This is a genomic window from Bacteroides sp. MSB163, assembly GCF_036416795.1.
Classification (GTDB): domain Bacteria; phylum Bacteroidota; class Bacteroidia; order Bacteroidales; family Bacteroidaceae; genus Bacteroides; species Bacteroides maternus.
In genome coordinates, this window is record NZ_CP143867.1 from 2335012 (window position 1) to 2356346 (window position 21335).

General features: G+C 40.5%; 27 protein-coding genes. All 27 read left to right on the forward strand.

Going from position 1 to position 21335, the window contains the following annotated elements; translation table 11 throughout:
• Positions 1-5: 5 nt before the first annotated feature.
• The 27 genes from rpoB to rplO all read left to right on the forward strand — a co-directional run bounded on the left by rpoB (position 6) and on the right by rplO (position 21332).
• Complete coding sequence (gene rpoB / locus VYM24_RS08220) at positions 6-3818, forward strand: DNA-directed RNA polymerase subunit beta (protein WP_007212060.1); 3813 nt, start codon at positions 6-8, stop codon at positions 3816-3818.
• Between the two features lie 94 nt (positions 3819-3912).
• A complete protein-coding gene (gene rpoC, locus VYM24_RS08225; protein ID WP_007219564.1) occupies positions 3913-8205 on the forward strand; it encodes a DNA-directed RNA polymerase subunit beta' in 4293 nt (1430 codons plus the stop codon).
• Between the two features lie 133 nt (positions 8206-8338).
• Positions 8339-8647: a DUF3467 domain-containing protein gene (locus tag VYM24_RS08230; protein ID WP_299088906.1), complete on the forward strand. Its 309-nt coding sequence runs from the start codon at positions 8339-8341 to the stop codon at positions 8645-8647.
• A 117-nt stretch (positions 8648-8764) separates the two neighbouring features.
• Positions 8765-9172 carry a 30S ribosomal protein S12 gene (gene rpsL / locus VYM24_RS08235; protein WP_007212064.1) on the forward strand — a complete coding sequence of 136 codons (408 nt, stop codon included), beginning with the start codon at positions 8765-8767 and terminating at the stop codon, positions 9170-9172.
• Between the two features lie 155 nt (positions 9173-9327).
• Entirely contained in the window at positions 9328-9804 is a 477-nt protein-coding gene (gene rpsG, locus VYM24_RS08240) for a 30S ribosomal protein S7 (RefSeq protein ID WP_007219566.1), read from the forward strand.
• A gap of 52 nt (positions 9805-9856) precedes the next feature.
• A complete protein-coding gene (fusA, locus tag VYM24_RS08245; RefSeq protein ID WP_299088913.1) occupies positions 9857-11974 on the forward strand; it encodes an elongation factor G in 2118 nt (705 codons plus the stop codon).
• An 83-nt stretch (positions 11975-12057) separates the two neighbouring features.
• Positions 12058-12363, forward strand: coding sequence for a 30S ribosomal protein S10 (rpsJ, locus tag VYM24_RS08250; protein WP_002558075.1), 306 nt, complete (start codon positions 12058-12060; stop codon positions 12361-12363).
• A gap of 19 nt (positions 12364-12382) precedes the next feature.
• Positions 12383-13000 carry a 50S ribosomal protein L3 gene (rplC, locus tag VYM24_RS08255; RefSeq protein ID WP_007212067.1) on the forward strand — a complete coding sequence of 206 codons (618 nt, stop codon included), beginning with the start codon at positions 12383-12385 and terminating at the stop codon, positions 12998-13000.
• The gene (gene rplD / locus VYM24_RS08260) at positions 13000-13626 is read left to right on the forward strand and encodes a 50S ribosomal protein L4 (RefSeq protein WP_007219568.1); all 627 of its coding nucleotides are present in this window, start codon (positions 13000-13002) and stop codon (positions 13624-13626) included. Before rplC ends, rplD begins: the two co-directional genes overlap by 1 nt.
• A gap of 16 nt (positions 13627-13642) precedes the next feature.
• Complete coding sequence (rplW, locus tag VYM24_RS08265) at positions 13643-13936, forward strand: 50S ribosomal protein L23 (protein WP_007212069.1); 294 nt, start codon at positions 13643-13645, stop codon at positions 13934-13936.
• A 5-nt stretch (positions 13937-13941) separates the two neighbouring features.
• Positions 13942-14766, forward strand: coding sequence for a 50S ribosomal protein L2 (rplB, locus tag VYM24_RS08270; protein ID WP_007212070.1), 825 nt, complete (start codon positions 13942-13944; stop codon positions 14764-14766).
• A gap of 20 nt (positions 14767-14786) precedes the next feature.
• Entirely contained in the window at positions 14787-15056 is a 270-nt protein-coding gene (rpsS, locus tag VYM24_RS08275) for a 30S ribosomal protein S19 (RefSeq protein WP_007212071.1), read from the forward strand.
• A gap of 34 nt (positions 15057-15090) precedes the next feature.
• Complete coding sequence (gene rplV / locus VYM24_RS08280) at positions 15091-15501, forward strand: 50S ribosomal protein L22 (RefSeq protein ID WP_004291236.1); 411 nt, start codon at positions 15091-15093, stop codon at positions 15499-15501.
• 5 nt (positions 15502-15506) lie between these two features.
• Complete coding sequence (gene rpsC, locus VYM24_RS08285) at positions 15507-16238, forward strand: 30S ribosomal protein S3 (RefSeq protein ID WP_007212072.1); 732 nt, start codon at positions 15507-15509, stop codon at positions 16236-16238.
• A 23-nt stretch (positions 16239-16261) separates the two neighbouring features.
• Positions 16262-16696: a 50S ribosomal protein L16 gene (gene rplP / locus VYM24_RS08290; RefSeq protein WP_007212073.1), complete on the forward strand. Its 435-nt coding sequence runs from the start codon at positions 16262-16264 to the stop codon at positions 16694-16696.
• 5 nt (positions 16697-16701) lie between these two features.
• Complete coding sequence (gene rpmC, locus VYM24_RS08295) at positions 16702-16899, forward strand: 50S ribosomal protein L29 (protein WP_007212074.1); 198 nt, start codon at positions 16702-16704, stop codon at positions 16897-16899.
• Positions 16896-17165, forward strand: a complete 270-nt coding sequence (gene rpsQ, locus VYM24_RS08300; RefSeq protein ID WP_125910754.1) for a 30S ribosomal protein S17 — start codon at positions 16896-16898, stop codon at positions 17163-17165. The genes rpmC and rpsQ overlap by 4 nt, the downstream gene beginning before the upstream one ends.
• A 2-nt stretch (positions 17166-17167) precedes the next feature.
• Positions 17168-17533, forward strand: a complete 366-nt coding sequence (gene rplN / locus VYM24_RS08305) for a 50S ribosomal protein L14 (RefSeq protein ID WP_007212076.1) — start codon at positions 17168-17170, stop codon at positions 17531-17533.
• Positions 17534-17553: 20 nt separating this feature from the next.
• A complete protein-coding gene (gene rplX / locus VYM24_RS08310) occupies positions 17554-17886 on the forward strand; it encodes a 50S ribosomal protein L24 (protein WP_044263537.1) in 333 nt (110 codons plus the stop codon).
• Entirely contained in the window at positions 17886-18443 is a 558-nt protein-coding gene (gene rplE / locus VYM24_RS08315; RefSeq protein WP_044263536.1) for a 50S ribosomal protein L5, read from the forward strand. The genes rplX and rplE overlap by 1 nt, the downstream gene beginning before the upstream one ends.
• A 4-nt stretch (positions 18444-18447) precedes the next feature.
• Positions 18448-18747, forward strand: coding sequence for a 30S ribosomal protein S14 (gene rpsN / locus VYM24_RS08320; protein ID WP_007212079.1), 300 nt, complete (start codon positions 18448-18450; stop codon positions 18745-18747).
• Between the two features lie 53 nt (positions 18748-18800).
• Positions 18801-19196, forward strand: a complete 396-nt coding sequence (rpsH, locus tag VYM24_RS08325; RefSeq protein WP_004291226.1) for a 30S ribosomal protein S8 — start codon at positions 18801-18803, stop codon at positions 19194-19196.
• Between the two features lie 15 nt (positions 19197-19211).
• Complete coding sequence (gene rplF / locus VYM24_RS08330; RefSeq protein WP_044263531.1) at positions 19212-19781, forward strand: 50S ribosomal protein L6; 570 nt, start codon at positions 19212-19214, stop codon at positions 19779-19781.
• Positions 19782-19802: 21 nt separating this feature from the next.
• The gene (rplR, locus tag VYM24_RS08335; protein ID WP_299088943.1) at positions 19803-20147 is read left to right on the forward strand and encodes a 50S ribosomal protein L18; all 345 of its coding nucleotides are present in this window, start codon (positions 19803-19805) and stop codon (positions 20145-20147) included.
• Positions 20148-20152: 5 nt separating this feature from the next.
• Positions 20153-20668, forward strand: coding sequence for a 30S ribosomal protein S5 (rpsE, locus tag VYM24_RS08340; RefSeq protein WP_007212082.1), 516 nt, complete (start codon positions 20153-20155; stop codon positions 20666-20668).
• Positions 20669-20678: 10 nt separating this feature from the next.
• On the forward strand, positions 20679-20855 hold the full coding sequence (gene rpmD, locus VYM24_RS08345) for a 50S ribosomal protein L30 (protein WP_005929058.1): 177 nt from the start codon (positions 20679-20681) through the stop codon (positions 20853-20855).
• 30 nt (positions 20856-20885) lie between these two features.
• The gene (rplO, locus tag VYM24_RS08350; protein WP_044263529.1) at positions 20886-21332 is read left to right on the forward strand and encodes a 50S ribosomal protein L15; all 447 of its coding nucleotides are present in this window, start codon (positions 20886-20888) and stop codon (positions 21330-21332) included.
• Positions 21333-21335: the final 3 nt, after the last annotated feature.

Below are 21335 nucleotides of genomic sequence, written 5' to 3' on the forward strand. Positions count from 1 at the left end.
AACAGATGTCTTCAAATACTGTAAACCAAAGAATTAATTTTGCTTCGACTAAAAATCCACTTGAATATCCGGATTTTTTGGAAGTACAATTGAAGTCATTCAAAGACTTTTTACAACTGGATACCCCACCCGAAAAGCGTAAGAACGAGGGACTGTATAAAGTATTTGCTGAAAACTTCCCCATTGCCGATACAAGAAACAATTTTGTTCTTGAGTTTTTGGACTACTATATTGATCCGCCGCGTTATACTATTGATGATTGTATAGAGCGAGGGCTTACTTATAGTGTGCCTTTGAAAGCAAAATTGAAATTATACTGTACAGATCCCGATCATGAAGATTTTGATACAGTTATTCAGGACGTATTCCTTGGTCCTATTCCTTATATGACGGATAAGGCGACTTTCGTCATCAACGGTGCGGAACGTGTTGTTGTATCCCAACTTCACCGTTCTCCAGGCGTATTCTTCGGTCAGAGCGTACATGCTAATGGTACCAAACTTTATTCTGCCCGTATCATCCCGTTCAAAGGTTCTTGGATTGAGTTTGCTACTGATATTAACAATGTCATGTATGCGTACATCGACCGTAAAAAGAAGTTGCCCGTTACTACTTTGTTGAGAGCTATCGGCTTTGAGAATGATAAGGATATTCTTGAAATTTTCAATCTGGCCGAAGATATTAAAGTCAATAAGACTAATCTTAAGAGAGTGTTGGGACGTAAATTGGCGGCTCGTGTTTTGAAAACATGGATTGAGGATTTTGTAGACGAAGATACCGGTGAAGTAGTTTCTATTGAACGTAACGAAGTGGTGATCGATCGTGAAACTGTGATCGAACCGGAACATGTTGATATTATCTTAGAGTCGGGTGTTCAGAACATTCTTGTACACAAGGAAGAGCCGAATCAGTCTGACTATTCTATTATATATAACACGCTCCAGAAAGACCCGAGTAACTCGGAGAAGGAAGCTGTATTGTATATCTATCGCCAGTTGCGTAATGCAGACCCTGCCGATGATGCCAGTGCACGTGAGGTTATCAATAACCTGTTCTTCTCTGAAAAGAGATATGATTTGGGTAATGTAGGTCGCTATAGAATTAACAAGAAGTTGAATCTGACGACTGATATGGATGTGCGTGTTCTGACGAAGGAAGATATTATTGAAATCATTAAGTACTTGATCGAGTTGATTAACTCGAAGGCTGATGTGGATGATATTGACCACTTGAGTAACCGTCGTGTACGTACTGTAGGAGAGCAATTGTCTAATCAATTTGCTGTTGGTTTGGCTCGTATGTCACGTACGATTCGTGAACGTATGAACGTACGCGATAATGAAGTGTTTACTCCGATTGATTTGATCAACGCTAAGACTATTTCTTCCGTAATCAATTCATTCTTCGGAACGAATGCTTTGTCGCAGTTTATGGACCAGACGAATCCGTTGGCTGAAATTACGCACAAACGTCGTATGTCTGCTCTCGGTCCTGGTGGTTTGTCTCGTGAGCGTGCCGGATTTGAGGTACGTGACGTTCACTACACTCACTATGGTCGTCTTTGTCCAATTGAAACACCGGAAGGTCCGAACATTGGTTTGATTTCTTCTTTGTGCGTGTTCGCTAAGATCAATGTACTTGGTTTCATTGAAACTCCATATCGTAAGGTTGAAAACGGTAAGGTTGACCTTTCTGATGAAGGTTTGGCATATTTGACTGCGGAAGAAGAAGAAGCTAAGATTATTGCTCAAGGTAATGCACCGCTGAATGATGATGGTACTTTTATCCGCGATAAAGTAAAAGCTCGTCAGGATGCTGACTATCCGGTGGTAACTCCGGATGAAGTAGAGTTGATGGACGTTTCTCCCCAGCAGATTGCTTCAATCGCTGCATCTCTGATTCCTTTCTTGGAACATGACGATGCTAACCGTGCGTTGATGGGGTCAAACATGATGCGCCAGGCAGTTCCTTTGTTGAAGAGTGAAGCTCCTATTGTAGGTACAGGTATCGAACGACAGTTGGTTCGCGACTCTCGTACGCAGATTACCGCTGAAGGTGATGGTGTAATCGAATTTGTGGACGCTACTGTTATCCGTATTTTGTATGATCGTACGGAGGACGAAGAATTTGTAAGCTTCGAACCGGCATTGAAGGAATACCGTATTCCGAAGTGGCGTCGTACGAATCAAAATATGACGATTGACCTTCGTCCTATTTGTGAAATTGGTCAGCGTGTAACGAAAGGCCAGATTTTGACAGAAGGATATTCTACGGAAAAAGGTGAGTTGGCTTTGGGTAAAAACTTGCTGGTTGCTTACATGCCGTGGAAGGGTTACAACTATGAGGATGCTATCGTATTGAACGAACGTGTGGTTCGTGAAGATATATTGACTTCAATTCATGTAGAAGAATATTCGCTGGAGGTTCGTGAAACGAAGCGCGGTATGGAAGAATTAACTTCCGATATTCCGAATGTGAGTGAAGAAGCTACTAAAGATTTGGACGAAAATGGTATTGTACGTGTGGGCGCTCGCATCCAGCCGGGTGATATCTTGATTGGTAAGATTACACCGAAAGGTGAGTCTGATCCTTCACCGGAAGAAAAATTGCTTCGTGCAATTTTCGGCGATAAGGCAGGTGATGTGAAAGATGCTTCTTTGAAAGCTTCTCCTTCTTTGAAAGGCGTTGTTATTGATAAGCGTTTGTTCTCACGTGTAATCAAGAGCCGTAGTTCTAAATTGGCTGATAAGGCTTTGTTGCCGAAGATTGATGATGAGTTTGATGCGAAGGTTGCTGATTTAAGAGGTGTCTTAATTAGAAAACTATTGAAGTTGACTGAAAACCATGTATCAGAGGGCGTAAAAGACTATATGGGTGCTGATATTATTTCAAAAGGTGCCAAATTCTCTCCTTCTGATTTCGGTGATTTGGACTTTACTTCAATTCAATTGAGCAATTGGACGAATGATGACCGTATCAACGGCATGATTCGTGATTTGGTGATGAACTTCATCAAGAAATATAAAGAACTGGATGCCGAACTGAAACGTAAGAAGTTTGCTATCACTATTGGTGATGAACTTCCTGCAGGTATTATTCAGATGGCGAAAGTTTATATTGCTAAGAAACGTAAGATTGGTGTAGGTGATAAGATGGCAGGTCGTCACGGTAACAAGGGTATTGTTTCCCGCGTTGTTCGTCAGGAAGATATGCCATTCCTAGCTGATGGTACTCCGGTAGATATTGTATTGAATCCGTTGGGTGTGCCTTCTCGTATGAACATCGGTCAGATATTTGAAGCTGTATTAGGTCGTGCCGGTAAGAATCTGGGTGTTAAATTTGCGACTCCTATTTTTGACGGTGCTACATTGGATGACTTGAATGAGTGGACTGACAAGGCTGGTTTGCCACGTTATGGTAAGACAAAGTTGTATGATGGTGGTACGGGTGAGCCGTTTGACCAGCATGCTACGGTTGGTGTTACCTATATGTTGAAGTTGGGTCACATGGTTGAAGATAAGATGCACGCACGTTCTATCGGTCCGTACTCTCTGATTACTCAACAACCGTTGGGTGGTAAGGCGCAATTCGGTGGTCAGCGTTTCGGAGAAATGGAGGTTTGGGCGCTTGAGGCATTCGGTGCCGCGCATATCCTGCAGGAAATCTTGACTATCAAATCCGATGACGTTGTAGGCCGTTCTAAAGCTTATGAAGCAATTGTGAAGGGTGAACCTATGCCGCAACCTGGTATTCCAGAATCACTCAATGTATTGTTGCATGAGTTGAGAGGTCTGGGTCTTAGCATCAACCTGGAATAAATCTATAATTAATAGTTGGGAGTGATGATCTATTCGCTCTCAACTATTAATTCTCAATATTCAATTGTCAATTTTCAATTATATATAATAAAGTATGGCTTTTAGAAAAGATAACAAGATAAAGAGTAATTTCTCGAAGATCTCTATTGGTTTGGCTTCTCCGGAAGAAATCCTTGAGAATTCGAGTGGTGAAGTTTTAAAGCCTGAAACCATCAATTATCGTACGTATAAGCCTGAACGTGACGGTTTGTTCTGTGAACGTATTTTTGGTCCTATCAAGGATTATGAATGCCATTGCGGTAAATATAAACGTATCCGTTATAAAGGTATTGTCTGCGACCGTTGTGGTGTGGAAGTGACAGAGAAAAAAGTACGTCGTGAGCGTATGGGACACATCCAGCTGGTTGTGCCGGTAGCTCATATTTGGTATTTCCGTTCACTTCCTAATAAAATTGGTTATTTGCTGGGTCTGCCTACAAAGAAACTTGATTCTATTATTTACTATGAGCGTTATGTGGTAATCCAGGCTGGTGTGATGGCTGGTGAGATTGCTGAATATGACTTGCTCTCGGAAGAAGAATATCTGGATTTGATGGAGAAGTTGCCGAAAGACAATCAATTTCTGGAAGATTCAGATCCTAATAAGTTCATAGCTAGGATGGGTGCCGAAGCCATTTATGACTTGCTGGCTCGTCTAGATTTGGATGCATTGTCTTATGATTTGCGTCACCGTGCTGGTAACGATGCTTCTCAACAGCGTAAGAATGAGGCTTTAAAGCGTCTCCAGGTTGTTGAATCATTCCGCGCATCTCGCGGACGCAATAAGCCGGAATGGATGATTGTACGTATCGTACCGGTTATACCGCCCGAACTTCGTCCGTTGGTTCCGTTGGATGGTGGTCGTTTTGCCACTTCTGACTTGAATGATCTTTATCGCCGCGTAATTATTCGTAACAATCGTCTGAAAAGACTGATCGAGATAAAGGCTCCTGAAGTCATTTTGCGTAATGAAAAGCGTATGTTACAGGAAGCGGTTGACTCGTTGTTCGACAATTCACGTAAGTCCAGTGCAGTAAAAACGGATGCTAACCGTCCTTTGAAATCTCTTTCCGATAGTTTGAAAGGCAAGCAGGGGCGTTTCCGTCAGAACTTGTTGGGTAAACGTGTTGACTACTCTGCGCGTTCGGTTATCGTTGTAGGTCCGGAACTGAAAATGGGGGAATGTGGTATTCCTAAATTGATGGCAGCTGAACTGTACAAACCGTTCATTATACGTAAGTTGATTGAACGTGGTATTGTAAAGACTGTGAAAAGTGCCAAAAAGATTGTAGATCGCAAAGAAGCTGTTATCTGGGATATTCTGGAACATGTAATGAAAGGTCATCCAGTATTGTTGAACCGTGCACCGACATTGCACCGTTTGGGTATTCAGGCATTCCAGCCTAAGATGATTGAAGGAAAAGCTATTCAGTTGCACCCGTTGGCATGTACGGCTTTCAATGCTGACTTTGATGGTGACCAGATGGCTGTTCACTTGCCGTTGAGTAATGAAGCTGTTTTGGAGGCTCAGATGTTGATGCTTCAATCTCATAATATCTTGAATCCGGCAAATGGTGCTCCTATTACTGTACCTTCTCAGGATATGGTTCTTGGTTTGTACTACATTACTAAATTACGTAAGGGTGCAAAAGGTGAAGGCTTGATATTCTATGGTCCGGAAGAAGCTTTGATTGCTTACAATGAGGGTAAGGTTGATATTCATGCTCCAATCAGCGTTGTTGTAAAGGATGTGGATGAGAATGGCAATGTAGTTGACGTAATGATGCATGATACTTCAGTAGGTCGTGTAATTGTTAACGAAATTGTTCCCCCTGAAGCTGGTTATATCAATACTATTATTTCTAAAAAATCACTTCGTGATATTATTAGCGATGTAATTAAGGTATGTGGTGTGGCTAAAGCAGCTGATTTCCTTGATGGCATCAAGAACTTAGGTTATCAAATGGCCTTTAAGGGTGGTTTGTCATTTAACTTGGGTGATATTATCATCCCGGAACAAAAAGAGGCATTGGTACAGAAAGGTTATGATGAAGTTGAGCAAGTTATCAACAACTATAACATGGGTTTCATTACCAACAATGAACGTTATAATCAGGTAATTGATATTTGGACACATGTTAACTCAGAGCTGTCTAATATATTGATGAAGACCATTTCGAGTGATGACCAAGGATTCAATGCTGTATATATGATGCTGGATTCTGGTGCTCGTGGTTCTAAAGAGCAGATCCGTCAGTTGTCTGGTATGCGTGGTTTGATGGCAAAACCGCAGAAGGCAGGTGCAGAAGGTGGACAGATTATTGAAAACCCGATTCTTTCAAACTTTAAAGAGGGGCTTTCGGTGTTGGAGTACTTTATCTCTACCCACGGTGCCCGTAAAGGTTTGGCGGATACAGCGTTGAAGACGGCTGATGCCGGATATTTAACTCGTCGTCTGGTTGACGTATCTCATGATGTGATTATTAATGAAGAAGACTGTGGCACACTTCGTGGGTTGGTTTGTACAGACTTGAAGAATAATGATGAAATCATTGCTACGCTGTATGAACGTATCCTTGGTCGTGTATCTGTACATGATATTGTTCATCCTACAACAGGTGAATTGTTGGTTGCCGGTGGTGAAGAAATAACAGAAGAAGTAGCTAAGAAGATACAGGATTCTCCGATAGAAAGTGTTGAAATACGTTCGGTATTGACTTGTGAATCGAAGAAGGGTGTTTGTGCGAAATGTTATGGACGTAACCTTGCGACAAGTCAGATGGTTCAGAGAGGTGAGGCTGTTGGTGTAATTGCTGCACAGTCTATCGGTGAGCCGGGTACACAGTTGACGTTGCGTACTTTCCATGCCGGTGGTACGGCTGCTAATATTGCAGCTAATGCAAGTATCATGGCTAAGAATCCGGCGCGTCTGGAATTCGAAGAACTTCGTACTGTAGATGTTGTGGATGAAGCTGGTGAACCTGCAAAAGTAGTGGTAGGCCGTTTGGCTGAAGTACGTTTTGTAGATGTAAATACTGGGATTGTTCTTTCTACTCATAATGTGCCTTATGGTTCTACACTTTATGCTGCTGATGGCGAAGTCGTAGAAAAAGGTAAAATGATTGCCCGTTGGGATCCGTTTAACGCTGTTATTATAACGGAAGCTACAGGTAAGATTGAGTTTGAAGGCGTAATTGAAAATATTACTTATAAAGTAGAGTCTGACGAGTCTACCGGTTTGCGTGAAATCATCATTATTGAGTCCAAGGATAAGACAAAAGTTCCGACTGCTCATATCATGACAGAGGATGGCGAACTGATTCGTACGTATAATCTCCCTGTGGGTGGTCACGTAGTAGTGGAAAACGGACAAAAAGTGAAAGCTGGTGAGGTTATTGTGAAGATACCTCGTGCCGTTGGTAAAGCCGGTGATATCACGGGTGGTCTTCCGCGTGTAACTGAGTTGTTCGAAGCTCGTAATCCGTCTAATCCTGCTGTTGTTTCTGAAATCGATGGCGAGGTTACAATGGGTAAGGTGAAGCGTGGTAACCGCGAAATTGTTGTAACTTCTAAAACTGGTGAGGTTAAGAAGTATCTGGTACCGTTATCTAAACAGATTCTGGTACAAGAGAATGACTATGTGCGGGCCGGTACTCCGTTGTCTGATGGTGCTATAACTCCTGCTGATATTCTTGCTATTAAGGGGCCTACGGCTGTGCAGGAATATATCGTGAATGAAGTGCAGGATGTATACCGTTTGCAGGGTGTGAAGATTAATGATAAACACTTTGAGATCATTGTTCGTCAGATGATGCGTAAAGTTCAAATTGATGAGCCTGGCGATACACGCTTCTTGGAACAACAGGTAGTGGACAAGTTGGAATTCATGGAAGAAAATGATCGTATCTGGGGTAAGAAAGTTGTGGTTGATGCTGGTGATTCCCAGAATCTGCAACCAGGTCAGATTGTAACCGCTCGTAAGTTGCGTGATGAAAATAGTATGTTGAAACGTCGCGACTTGAAACCTGTTGAAGTACGTGATGCTGTCCCTGCAACTTCTACTCAGATTCTTCAGGGTATTACGCGTGCAGCTCTGCAAACTTCAAGCTTTATGTCTGCAGCTTCATTCCAGGAGACTACTAAGGTCTTGAACGAAGCAGCTATCAACGGTAAGGTTGATAAATTGGAAGGTATGAAGGAGAACGTTATTTGTGGTCATTTGATACCCGCAGGTACTGGTCAGCGTGAGTTTGAAAAGATTATTGTTGGCTCCAAAGAAGAGTATGACCGTATTCTTGCTAATAAGAAGACGGTACTGGATTACAATTCAATGGATGTTGAAGAATAATGTAATAAATACAGTCAGTTGATTATTAAATAGGAAAGGGGAGATGTCTTTTTTAGGATGTCTCCTCTTTTGTTTTTGGAATAAAATATTATTCTTACCTTTGAATATTCAAAAGCTTAATCGTAAAACGAAAATGGAAAACAGAGAAATGAATAATCAGTTACAAATAGAACTGAAAGAAGATGTTGCGCAAGGTACGTATGCTAATTTAGCTGTGATCACACATTCCAGTTCTGAATTTATAGTAGATTTTGTACGTGTAATGCCGGGAATGCCTAAAGCCAGTGTGAAGTCCCGTATTGTATTGGCTCCGGAACATGCAAAGAGATTATTGCGTGCTTTGGAAGAAAATATAGGTAAATATGAACGTATATTTGGCTCCATCAGATTGTTGGATGAACAATCAATTCCACCTATGACGAACCTCAAAGGGGAGGCATAAAATCAAAAAAAAACTTGTAGTGCATTGATTATTCAAATATTATTCGTATTTTTGCAGCCCAAAAGTGTATAGTTACGAAATTAATATAACAATAATATATAATTAAAAACAATTAAAATGCCTACAATTCAGCAATTAGTAAGAAAAGGACGCGAGGTGTTGGTGGAGAAAAGTAAGTCACCGGCTCTTGATTCATGTCCTCAAAGACGTGGCGTTTGCGTGAGAGTGTATACAACCACTCCGAAAAAACCGAATTCTGCAATGCGTAAAGTTGCGCGTGTACGTTTGACCAATGGTAAAGAGGTGAACTCTTACATTCCGGGAGAAGGACATAACTTGCAGGAACACTCTATTGTATTAGTACGTGGTGGTCGTGTAAAAGACCTTCCGGGTGTACGTTATCACATTGTTCGTGGTACATTGGATACTGCGGGTGTTGCAGGTCGTACTCAAAGACGTTCTAAATACGGATCTAAACGTCCGAAACCGGGACAACAGGCTGCACCGGCTAAGAAGAAAAAATAAATACTAGCCTTACACTGTAAACAGTTAAATTAAAAGTAATAACTTACGTTTTAGTTTATTGGAAATGCTAAAGGTTGAGTAAATTCTCCGGAGGGGGAGTTGAAGAAGTCAAGAAGTAAACAACCAAGAACGAAAAACATTATTCTTTCAAACAAATGAGAAAAGCAAAACCCAAAAAACGCGTTATCCTGCCGGATCCCGTGTTTAATGATCAAAAGGTTTCAAAATTCGTAAACCATCTGATGTATGACGGAAAGAAGAATACCTCTTATGAAATCTTCTACGCCGCTCTGGAAACAGTAAAAACAAAACTTCCTAACGAAGAAAAATCTGCCCTTGAAATTTGGAAAAAGGCATTGGATAATGTAACTCCGCAGGTTGAAGTTAAGTCTCGTCGTGTAGGTGGTGCTACATTTCAGGTTCCTACTGAAATCCGCCCGGACCGTAAAGAGTCAGTTTCTATGAAGAACTTGATCCTTTTTGCTCGCAAGCGTGGTGGTAAATCAATGGCTGATAAATTGGCTGCTGAGATTATGGATGCGTATAATGAACAAGGTGGTGCTTTCAAACGTAAAGAAGATATGCACAGAATGGCTGAAGCTAACCGTGCATTTGCTCATTTCAGATTCTAATACTATAAGAATAACCGATAGATTAAAAACTTAAAGTAAAAGGAATTAAAAAATGGCTAAGCAAGATTTACATTTGACGCGTAATATTGGTATCATGGCTCACATTGATGCCGGAAAAACAACAACCTCTGAACGCATTCTGTTTTATACGGGTTTGACTCACAAAATTGGAGAAGTACATGATGGTGCTGCTACAATGGACTGGATGGCGCAGGAACAGGAACGTGGTATTACCATTACTTCTGCAGCTACTACAACTCGTTGGAAATATGCAGGTGATACTTATAAAATCAACTTGATTGATACTCCGGGACACGTTGACTTTACTGCTGAAGTAGAGCGCTCTTTGCGTATCTTGGATGGTGCTGTTGCTGCATATTGTGCAGTGGGTGGTGTTGAACCGCAGTCTGAGACTGTATGGCGTCAGGCTGATAAGTACAATGTACCGCGTATTGCTTATGTGAACAAGATGGACCGTTCTGGTGCTGACTTCTTTGAGGTCGTTCGCCAGATGAAGGCTGTTTTGGGCGCTAATCCTTGCCCGATTGTTATTCCTATAGGTGCTGAAGAGTCTTTCAAAGGTCTAGTTGACCTTATCAAGATGAAAGCTATCTATTGGCATGACGAGACTATGGGGGCTGACTATACTGTAGAGGAAATCCCAGCTAATCTAGTTGACGAAGCTAACGAATGGAGAGATAAGATGCTCGAAAAGGTGGCAGAGTTTGACGATGCTTTGATGGAGAAATATTTCGATGATCCTTCTACTATTACAGAAGAAGAAGTGCTGAGAGCTCTTCGTAATGCTACTGTACAGATGGCTGTAGTTCCGATGTTGTGTGGTTCTTCATTCAAGAATAAAGGTGTACAGACACTGCTTGACTATGTTTGCGCATTCCTGCCTTCTCCATTGGATACTGAAAATGTAGTTGGAACAAATCCTGATACTGGTGCTGAGGAAGATCGTAAGCCCAGCGATGATGAAAAGACTTCTGCATTGGCATTTAAGATTGCTACTGACCCGTATGTAGGTCGTTTGACATTCTTCCGTGTTTACTCTGGTAAGATTGAAGCAGGTTCTTATATCTATAATTCTCGTTCTGGTAAAAAAGAACGTGTGTCTCGTCTGTTCCAGATGCATTCAAACAAGCAGAATCCAGTTGAAGTAATCGGTGCTGGTGATATTGGTGCAGGCGTTGGATTTAAGGATATTCATACAGGTGATACATTGTGTGATGAAAATGCCCCGATTGTATTGGAATCTATGGATTTCCCGGAACCGGTTATTGGTATTGCTGTAGAACCGAAGACTCAGAAGGATATGGACAAGCTGTCTAACGGTTTGGCTAAATTGGCTGAAGAAGATCCGACGTTTACTGTGAAGACTGACGAACAAACTGGTCAGACTGTTATCTCTGGTATGGGTGAGCTTCACTTGGATATCATTATTGACCGTCTGAAGCGTGAGTTTAAAGTAGAATGTAATCAGGGTAAACCTCAGGTAAATTACAAAGAGGCTATCACGAAGACAGTTAACTTGCGTGAAGTTTATAAGAAACAATCTGGTGGACGTGGTAAATTTGCGGATATTATCGTAAATATTGGCCCTGTAGATGAAGACTTTACTCAAGGCGGCTTGCAGTTTATAGATGAAGTAAAAGGTGGTAATATTCCTAAAGAATTTATTCCGTCTGTTCAGAAAGGCTTTACTACTGCAATGAAGAATGGTGTGTTGGCAGGTTATCCTTTGGATTCACTGAAGGTTACTTTGCTTGATGGTTCTTTCCACCCTGTTGACTCTGATCAGTTATCATTCGAAATCTGTGCTATCCAGGCATATAAAAGTGCCTGCGCTAAGGCAGGTCCCGTGCTTATGGAGCCTATTATGAAACTGGAAGTTGTAACTCCGGAAGAAAACATGGGTGATGTAATCGGTGACTTGAATAAGCGTCGTGGTCAGGTTGAGGGTATGGAATCCAGTCGTTCAGGTGCTCGTATCGTGAAGGCAATGGTTCCGTTGGCAGAAATGTTTGGTTATGTAACAGCGTTACGTACAATCACTTCTGGTCGAGCTACTTCATCAATGGTTTATTCTCATCATGCTCAAGTTTCTAACTCTATTGCTAAGGCAGTGTTGGAAGAGGTCAAAGGGCGTGTTGATTTGATCTAAAAATGTTAAAATCCGTAGGCTAGCGAATGACTCTTAGCCTACGGAATTTTATCTTATTATAATATTAATAATTAATCAAACTAATGAGTCAGAAAATTAGAATTAAATTGAAATCTTACGACCACAACTTGGTTGACAAATCAGCTGAGAAGATTGTAAGAACGGTGAAGGCAACGGGCGCTATTGTTAGCGGTCCGATTCCTCTCCCTACGCATAAGCGTATTTTTACCGTGAACCGTTCGACTTTCGTTAATAAGAAGTCACGTGAACAGTTTGAACTCTCTTCTTATAAGAGATTGATCGACATCTATAGCTCAACAGCTAAGACTGTAGATGCTCTGATGAAGTTGGAGTTACCGAGTGGTGTGGAAGTAGAAATCAAAGTTTAGTATTTAAATTTTAAGTGAAATGCCAGGATTATTAGGAAAAAAAATCGGAATGACATCCGTTTTCAGTGCCGAGGGTAAGAATGTACCATGCACTGTTATCGAAGCAGGTCCTTGTGTTGTTACTCAAGTTAAGAGTGTTGAAAAAGATGGCTATGCAGCTGTTCAGTTGGGCTTCCAGGATAAGAAGGAGAAGCATACGACTAAACCGCTGATGGGGCACTTTAAGAAGGCTGGAGTAACTCCCAAGAAACACTTGGCTGAGTTCAAAGAATTTGAAACAGAGTTAAATCTGGGTGACACTGTTACCGTAGAATTGTTCAATGATGTAACGTTCGTTGATGTTATCGGAACTTCTAAAGGTAAGGGTTTTCAAGGTGTAGTTAAAAGACATGGTTTTGGTGGTGTAGGTCAAGCTACTCACGGTCAACACAATCGTGCTCGTAAACCGGGTTCTATCGGTGCCTGTTCATACCCTGCAAAAGTATTCAAAGGAATGCGTATGGGTGGTCAACTTGGCGGCGACAGAGTGACTGTTCAAAACTTACAGGTATTAAAGGTTCTTCCGGATCACAACCTTCTTTTGATTAAGGGGTCTGTTCCCGGTTGCAAAGGTTCAATCGTAATAATTGAAAAATAATGGAAGTTAACGTATATAACATTAAAGGTGAAGACACTGGGAGAAAGATTACGTTAAACGAGTCTATCTTCGGAATTGAGCCCAACGACCATGCTATCTATTTAGACGTAAAACAATTTATGGCTAATCAGCGTCAGGGTACACACAAATCAAAAGAAAGAAGTGAGATAAGTGGTTCTACTCGTAAAATCGGTCGTCAGAAAGGCGGTGGCGGTGCACGTCGTGGTGATATGAATTCACCGGTACTTGTTGGTGGTGCTCGTGTTTTCGGTCCTAAACCTAGAGATTACTACTTCAAGTTGAATAAAAAAGTAAAGACATTAGCTCGTAAGTCAGCTTTGGCATATAAAGCTCAGAACAATGCAGTTGTTATTGTAGAAGACTTTAATTTTGAAGCTCCGAAAACGAAAGATTTTGTTGCTATGACAAAAAATCTTAAAGTTTCTGACAAAAAGCTGCTTGTGATTTTACCAGAAGCAAATAAAAACGTATATTTGTCGGCTCGTAACGTGGAAAGTGCAAATGTACAGACAGTCTCAGGATTAAATACTTACAGAGTATTGAATGCTGGGGTTGTTGTGTTTACTGAAAGCGCTCTTTCGGCTATTGACAATATCTTAATGTAAAAAGGAGGCTTAAATAATGGGAATTATTATTAAACCGTTAGTAACAGAGAAAATGACAGCAATTACTGATAAGGCGAACAACCGTTTCGGCTTTATTGTGCGTCCTGATGCTAACAAACTGGAAATTAAGAGTGAAGTTGAAGCCTTATATAACGTTACGGTAGTTGATGTAAATACGGTTAAGTATGCAGGCAAAAATAAAAGCCGTTATACAAAAGCTGGTATCATCAATGGTCGTACGAGTGCTTATAAAAAAGCAATCGTTACGTTGAAAGAAGGAGATACTATTGATTTTTATAGCAATATTTAAAAGAAATGGCAGTACGTAAATTTAAGCCCACAACACCGGGGCAAAGACATAAAATTATTGGTACCTTTGAGGAAATTACTGCGCGGGTACCAGAAAAATCTCTTGTTTATGGCAAGAAGTCTTCAGGTGGTCGTAACAGCGAAGGTAAGATGACTATGCGCTACATTGGTGGCGGTCATAAGAAGATTATCAGAATTGTAGATTTCAAGAGAAATAAGGACGGTGTGCCTGCAGTGGTTAAAACAATAGAATATGACCCGAATCGTTCAGCTCGTATTGCTTTGTTGTTTTATGCAGATGGAGAAAAAAGATATATAATTGCTCCCAATGGATTGCAAGTAGGTGCGACTTTGATGTCAGGTGAAAATGCAGCTCCGGAAATTGGTAATGCACTTCCTCTTCAGAATATTCCGGTTGGTACTGTAATTCATAACATTGAATTACGTCCGGGTCAAGGCGCTGCTTTGGTTCGTTCGGCTGGTAATTTTGCTCAGCTAACTTCAAGAGAAGGTAAATATTGTGTTATCAAGTTGCCTTCAGGTGAAGTTAGACAAATACTTAGCACTTGTAAAGCTACTATCGGTAGTGTTGGTAATTCAGATCATGGATTGGAAAGTTCAGGTAAAGCTGGACGTTCTCGTTGGATGGGCCGTCGCCCACGTAACCGTGGTGTTGTGATGAACCCGGTTGATCACCCAATGGGTGGTGGTGAAGGACGTGCTTCAGGAGGACACCCAAGATCTCGTAAGGGATTGTATGCTAAGGGACTTAAGACTAGAGCTCCGAAGAAACAATCGTCTAAGTATATTATTGAGAGAAGAAAGAAGTAATCTGATTAATTGAGTAAACTATGAGTCGTTCATTAAAAAAAGGTCCGTATATTAACGTTAAGCTTGAGAAGAAAGTTCTTGCTATGAATGAATCAGGCAAGAAAATTGTTGTTAAGACTTGGGCCAGAGCTTCAATGATTTCGCCTGATTTCGTAGGCCATACAGTTGCAGTTCATAACGGAAATAAATTTATTCCTGTATACGTTACCGAAAATATGGTAGGGCACAAGTTGGGCGAATTTGCTCCAACTCGTACTTTCAGAGGACACGCTGGTAATAAGAAAAAATAACAGGATTTATCTGAAATAATAAAGTATAAATATAATGGGAGCAAGAAAAAAAATATCGGCTGAAAAAAGAAAAGAAGCCCTTAAGACCATGTATTTTGCAAAGTTGCAGAATGTTCCTACTTCCCCTCGCAAAATGCGTCTCGTGGCTGACATGATTCGCGGGATGGAAGTGAATAGAGCACTTGGCGTTTTGAAGTTTTCTTCAAAAGAAGCAGCTGCCAGAGTTGAGAAATTACTGCGCTCTGCAATTGCTAACTGGGAGCAGAAAAACGAACGTAAAGCTGAAAGTGGCGAATTATTTGTAACGAAGATTTTTGTTGATGGTGGTGCTACACTCAAAAGAATGAGACCGGCTCCGCAGGGTAGAGGTTACAGAATTCGTAAGCGTTCAAATCACGTAACGTTGTTCGTTGGTTCTAAAAGTAATAACGAAGATCAAAATTAAGGTAAATGGGACAAAAAGTTAATCCAATAAGCAACCGTTTAGGAATTATCAGAGGATGGGATTCCAATTGGTATGGTGGAAATAATTACGGCGATTCTCTGCTGGAAGATAGCAAGATTCGTAAATATTTGAATGCTAGACTTGCAAAAGCCAGTGTTTCAAGAATCGTAATTGAACGTACACTGAAACTCGTGACTATTACCGTTTGTACTGCACGTCCGGGTATTATTATCGGTAAAGGTGGCCAAGAAGTTGATAAGTTGAAAGAAGAGTTGAAGAAGGTTACCGATAAGGATATTCAGATCAATATCTTCGAAGTGAAAAGGCCTGAGTTGGATGCTGTTATAGTTGCAAACAACATCGCTCGTCAGGTAGAGGGAAAGATTGCCTATCGCCGTGCCATTAAAATGGCTATCGCTAATACAATGCGTATGGGGGCTGAAGGTATCAAAATTCAGATTTCAGGACGTTTGAATGGAGCTGAAATGGCTCGTTCTGAAATGTATAAGGAAGGAAGAACTCCGTTGCACACTTTCAGAGCAGATATCGACTACTGTCATGCAGAAGCATTGACTAAGGTTGGTCTTCTCGGTATTAAAGTTTGGATCTGTAGAGGTGAAGTTTTCGGTAAGAGAGAATTAGCTCCGAACTTTACACAAAGCAAGGAAAGCGGTCGTGGAAGCAATAGCGGAAACAATGGCGGAAAGAACTTCAAAAGAAAGAAAAATAATCGCTAAACGAATTTGAATTTTTAGGAATTATGTTACAACCGAAAAAGACAAAATTCAGAAGACAACAAAAAGGCCGTCAAAAAGGTATTGCCCAGAGAGGTAATCAGTTGGCTTTCGGTTCTTTTGGAATTAAGGCTTTGGAAACAAAATGGATTACAGGCCGTCAGATCGAAGCTGCTCGTATTGCAGTGACAAGATATATGCAACGTCAAGGACAAATTTGGATTCGTATTTTCCCGGATAAACCTATTACCAGAAAACCAGCTGATGTACGTATGGGTAAAGGTAAAGGTGCTCCAGAGGGCTTTGTTGCCCCTGTTACTCCGGGAAGAATTATTATCGAAGCCGAAGGGGTATCTTATGAAATCGCAAAAGAAGCTTTGCGCTTAGCTGCACAGAAGCTTCCTATTACAACTAAGTTTGTTGTAAGACGTGATTATGATATTCAAAATCAAAATGCGTAATGGATATGAAAATAGCAGAAATTAAAGAAATACCTACCAATGATCTGGTAGAAAGAGTAGAGGCAGAAGTGACAAACTATAATCAAATGGTTCTGAATCATTCTATTTCTCCTTTGGACAATCCTGCTCAGATTAAACAATTACGCAGGACTATTGCGCGTATGAAAACTGAATTACGCCAAAGAGAACTTAACAATAAATGATGAGCTTGATGGAAGCAAGAAATTTAAGAAAAGAAAGAACTGGGGTTGTGCTGAGCAATAAAATGGAGAAGACCATTACAGTGGCAGCTAAGTTTAAAGAAAAACACCCCATATATGGTAAGTTCGTTAGCAAGACTAAGAAGTACCATGCTCATGATGAAAATAATGAGTGCAATATCGGTGATACTGTACTTATTATGGAGACTCGTCCTTTGAGCAAGACTAAAAGATGGAGATTGGTAGAAATAATTGAAAGAGCTAAGTAATTATGATACAAGTAGAATCCAGAATTACAGTATGTGATAACAGTGGAGCAAAAGAGGCCCTCTGTATTCGCGTTTTGGGCGGTACGGGTCGTCGTTATGCTTCAGTGGGGGACGTGATTGTTGTTTCTGTAAAGAGCGTCATTCCTTCAAGTGATATTAAAAAAGGTGCAGTGTCTAAAGCTTTGATCGTACGTACTAAGAAAGAAATCCGTCGTCCCGATGGCTCTTATATACGTTTTGATGATAATGCTTGCGTATTGTTGAACAATGCAGGCGAGATTAGAGGTAGTCGTATTTTCGGTCCGGTAGCTCGTGAACTTCGTGCTACCAACATGAAAGTTGTGTCACTCGCTCCTGAAGTACTTTAATTTTGTAAAAGATTTAAGTAATGAGTAAATTACATATTAAAAAAGGCGATACAGTTTACGTAAATGCTGGTGAAGACAAAGGCAAAACTGGTCGTGTGTTGAAGGTTCTTGTTGATAAAAATCGTGCAATTGTTGAAGGTGTCAACATGGTGTCCAAGAGCACTAAGCCTAATGCAAAGAACCCTCAGGGTGGTATTGTGAAGCAGGAAGCTTCTATCCATTTGTCTAACTTGAATCCCGTAGATCCTAAGACGGGTAAAGCTACGCGTATCAGTCGTAAAGTAACTATTGGTGAAAACGGTAAGAAGACTATTGCACGTGTTTCTAAAAAATCAGGAGAGGAGATTAAGTAATGAGTAATACTGCAAGCCTTAAGAAAGAATATGTAGAGCGTATTGCGCCTGCATTGAAATCACAGTTCCAGTATTCTTCTTCGATGCAGGTACCCGTACTTAAGAAGATTGTTATCAATCAGGGTTTGGGTATGGCTGTTGCTGATAAGAAGATTATCGAAGTGGCAATTAATGAAATGACTGCTATCACAGGTCAGAAAGCTGTTGCAACCATTTCTCGTAAAGATATCGCTAACTTTAAGTTGCGTAAGAAAATGCCGATTGGCGTTATGGTAACTTTGCGTCGCGAGAGAATGTACGAATTTCTTGAAAAATTGGTTCGTGTAGCTCTTCCTCGTATCCGTGACTTCAAGGGTATTGAAAGTAAGTTTGATGGAAAAGGTAACTATACTCTTGGTATTCAGGAGCAAATCATTTTCCCTGAAATTAATATCGATAGTATTACCAGAATTCTCGGAATGAATATTACCTTTGTAACCTCTGCACAAACAGATGAAGAAGGTTATGCCTTGTTGAAAGAATTCGGTTTACCGTTTAAAAACGCTAAAAAAGATTGATAATATGGCAAAGGAATCAATGAAAGCACGTGAAGTAAGACGTGCTAAATTAGTAGCCAAATATGCCGAGAAGAGAGCTGCATTGAAGCAAATCGTTAGAACTGGTGACCCTGCTGAAGCTTTTGAAGCTGCACAGAAATTGCAGGAGTTGCCTAAGAATTCTAATCCGATTCGTATGCATAACCGTTGCAAGTTGACTGGTCGTCCTAAAGGATATATCCGTCAATTCGGTATCTCCAGAATTCAATTCCGCGAGATGGCTTCTAACGGTCTTATTCCCGGTATTAAGAAAGCAAGCTGGTAATTTTTGTTTTAAATATTGTCAGGGTAGGCCTGATTAATTTAATTTTTTATTATATGACTGATCCAATAGCAGATTATTTGACGAGGTTGCGGAACGCTATTCAAGCAAAGCACAGAGTTGTAGAAGTTCCCGCTTCAAATTTGAAAAAAGAAATCACTAAGATTCTTTTTGAGAAAGGTTACATCCTTAATTATAAGTTTGTAGAAGATGGTCCTCAAGGTACAATTAAGGTTGCCTTGAAGTATGATCCGGTTAATAAGGTAAACGCAATTAAGAAACTGGAAAGAATTTCTTCTCCGGGTTTGCGCCAGTACACCGGCTACAAGGACATGCCGCGAGTTATTAATGGTTTGGGTATTGCTATAATATCTACTTCCAAAGGTGTAATGACCAACAAAGAAGCCGCTGAACTGAAAATAGGTGGTGAAGTTTTGTGTTATGTATATTAATAGGAGGAATTAGCAATGTCAAGAATAGGAAAATTACCCATTAGTATTCCCGCTGGAGTAACAATTACTCTGAAAGAAAATGTGGTTACCGTGAAGGGACCCAAAGGCGAACTTAGCCAATATATAGATCCTGCTATCAATGTTGCCATCGAAGATGGTCATGTGACTTTGAGTGAGAATGAAAATGCAATGTTGGATAATCCCAAACAAAAGCATGCATTCCATGGTTTGTACCGCTCTTTGGTTCACAACATGGTTGTTGGTGTATCTGAAGGATATAAAAAAGAATTGGAACTTGTAGGTGTAGGTTATCGTGCTTCTAATCAAGGCAATATTATTGAGTTGTCTTTAGGTTATACGCATAGTATCTTCATACAGTTGCCTCCTGAAGTTAAGGTAGAGACAAAATCTGAAAGAAATAAGAACCCTCTTATTATTTTAGAGTCTTGCGATAAACAATTGCTGGGTCAAGTTTGCTCTAAGATACGTTCTTTCCGTAAGCCCGAACCGTATAAAGGTAAAGGTGTTAAGTTTGTTGGTGAAGAAATTCGTAGAAAGTCTGGTAAATCTGCCGGCGCTAAGTAATTTACATAAAATAAGAATGTTATGACAACAAAAATAGAAAGACGAATTAAAATCAAATATAGAGTACGCAATAAAATTTCAGGTACTGCTGAACGTCCGCGTATGAGTGTATTTAGAAGTAATAAGCAAATCTATGTCCAGCTTATCGACGATTTGGGTGGTAAGACTTTGGCTGCTGCTTCTTCTTTGAGTATAACTGAGAAGTTGCCAAAGAAAGAACAAGCTGCAAAGGTTGGAGAGTTGATTGCTAAAAAAGCTCAGGAAGCAGGTATTACTACTGTTGTTTTCGACCGTAATGGTTACTTGTATCATGGGAGAGTAAAAGAAGTAGCTGATGCTGCTCGTAACGGTGGACTTAAATTTTAATCATTATGGCAATTAATAATAGAGTTAAGATTACAAACGATATAGAACTAAAAGACCGTTTGGTTGCTATCAATCGTGTAACCAAAGTAACCAAAGGTGGTAGAACTTTTAGTTTCTCTGCAATTGTTGTTGTAGGTAACGAAGAAGGTATCATCGGTTGGGGTCTTGGTAAAGCTGGTGAAGTTACCGCTGCTATTGCTAAGGGTGTTGAATCAGCTAAGAAGAATCTGACGAAAGTACCTGTACTGAAAGGTACTGTTCCTCACGAACAGTCCGCTAAGTTTGGTGGCGCGGAAGTATTCATCAAGCCTGCTTCTCATGGTACAGGTGTAGTTGCTGGTGGTGCAATGCGTGCAGTACTTGAAAGTGTTGGTATTACAGACGTTTTGGCTAAGTCAAAAGGATCTTCTAATCCACACAACTTGGTGAAGGCTACTATTCTGGCGTTGGGTGAAATGCGTGACGCACGTATGGTTGCTCAAAACAGAGGAATTAGTATTGAAAAAGTATTTAGAGGATAAGGAGGAATATATGTCGACTATAAAGATTAAACAAGTTAAAAGTAGAATTGGTGCTCCGGCTGATCAGAAAAGAACTCTCGATGCACTGGGACTTCGTAAGTTGAATCGTGTGGTTGAACACGAGTGTACTCCTTCAATTCTTGGAATGGTGGATAAGGTTAAACACTTGGTTACCATTGTTAAGTAATTATTTGTTGAATATAAAACGAATTACAATATGAACTTAAGTAATTTAAAACCTGCAGAAGGATCTACTAAAACAAGAAAGAGAATTGGACGCGGTCCAGGTTCTGGCTTGGGAGGTACTTCTACCAGAGGTCATAAGGGAGCTAAATCAAGATCTGGTTATTCTAAGAAGATCGGTTTTGAAGGTGGTCAGATGCCTCTCCAACGTCGTGTTCCTAAATTTGGTTTTAAGAACATTAATCGTGTAGAGTATAAGGCTATCAACTTGGATACAATTCAGAAACTTGCTGAAGCTAAGAAGTTGGAATCAGTTGGAATTAATGACTTTATCGCTGCTGGTTTTATTTCTTCAAATCAGTTGGTGAAAGTATTAGGTAATGGAACTTTGACTACAAAGTTGGATGTGCAAGCTCATGCATTCTCTAAGACTGCTATTGCTGCCATTGAAGCTGCTGGTGGAAGTGTAGTAAAACTCTAATTC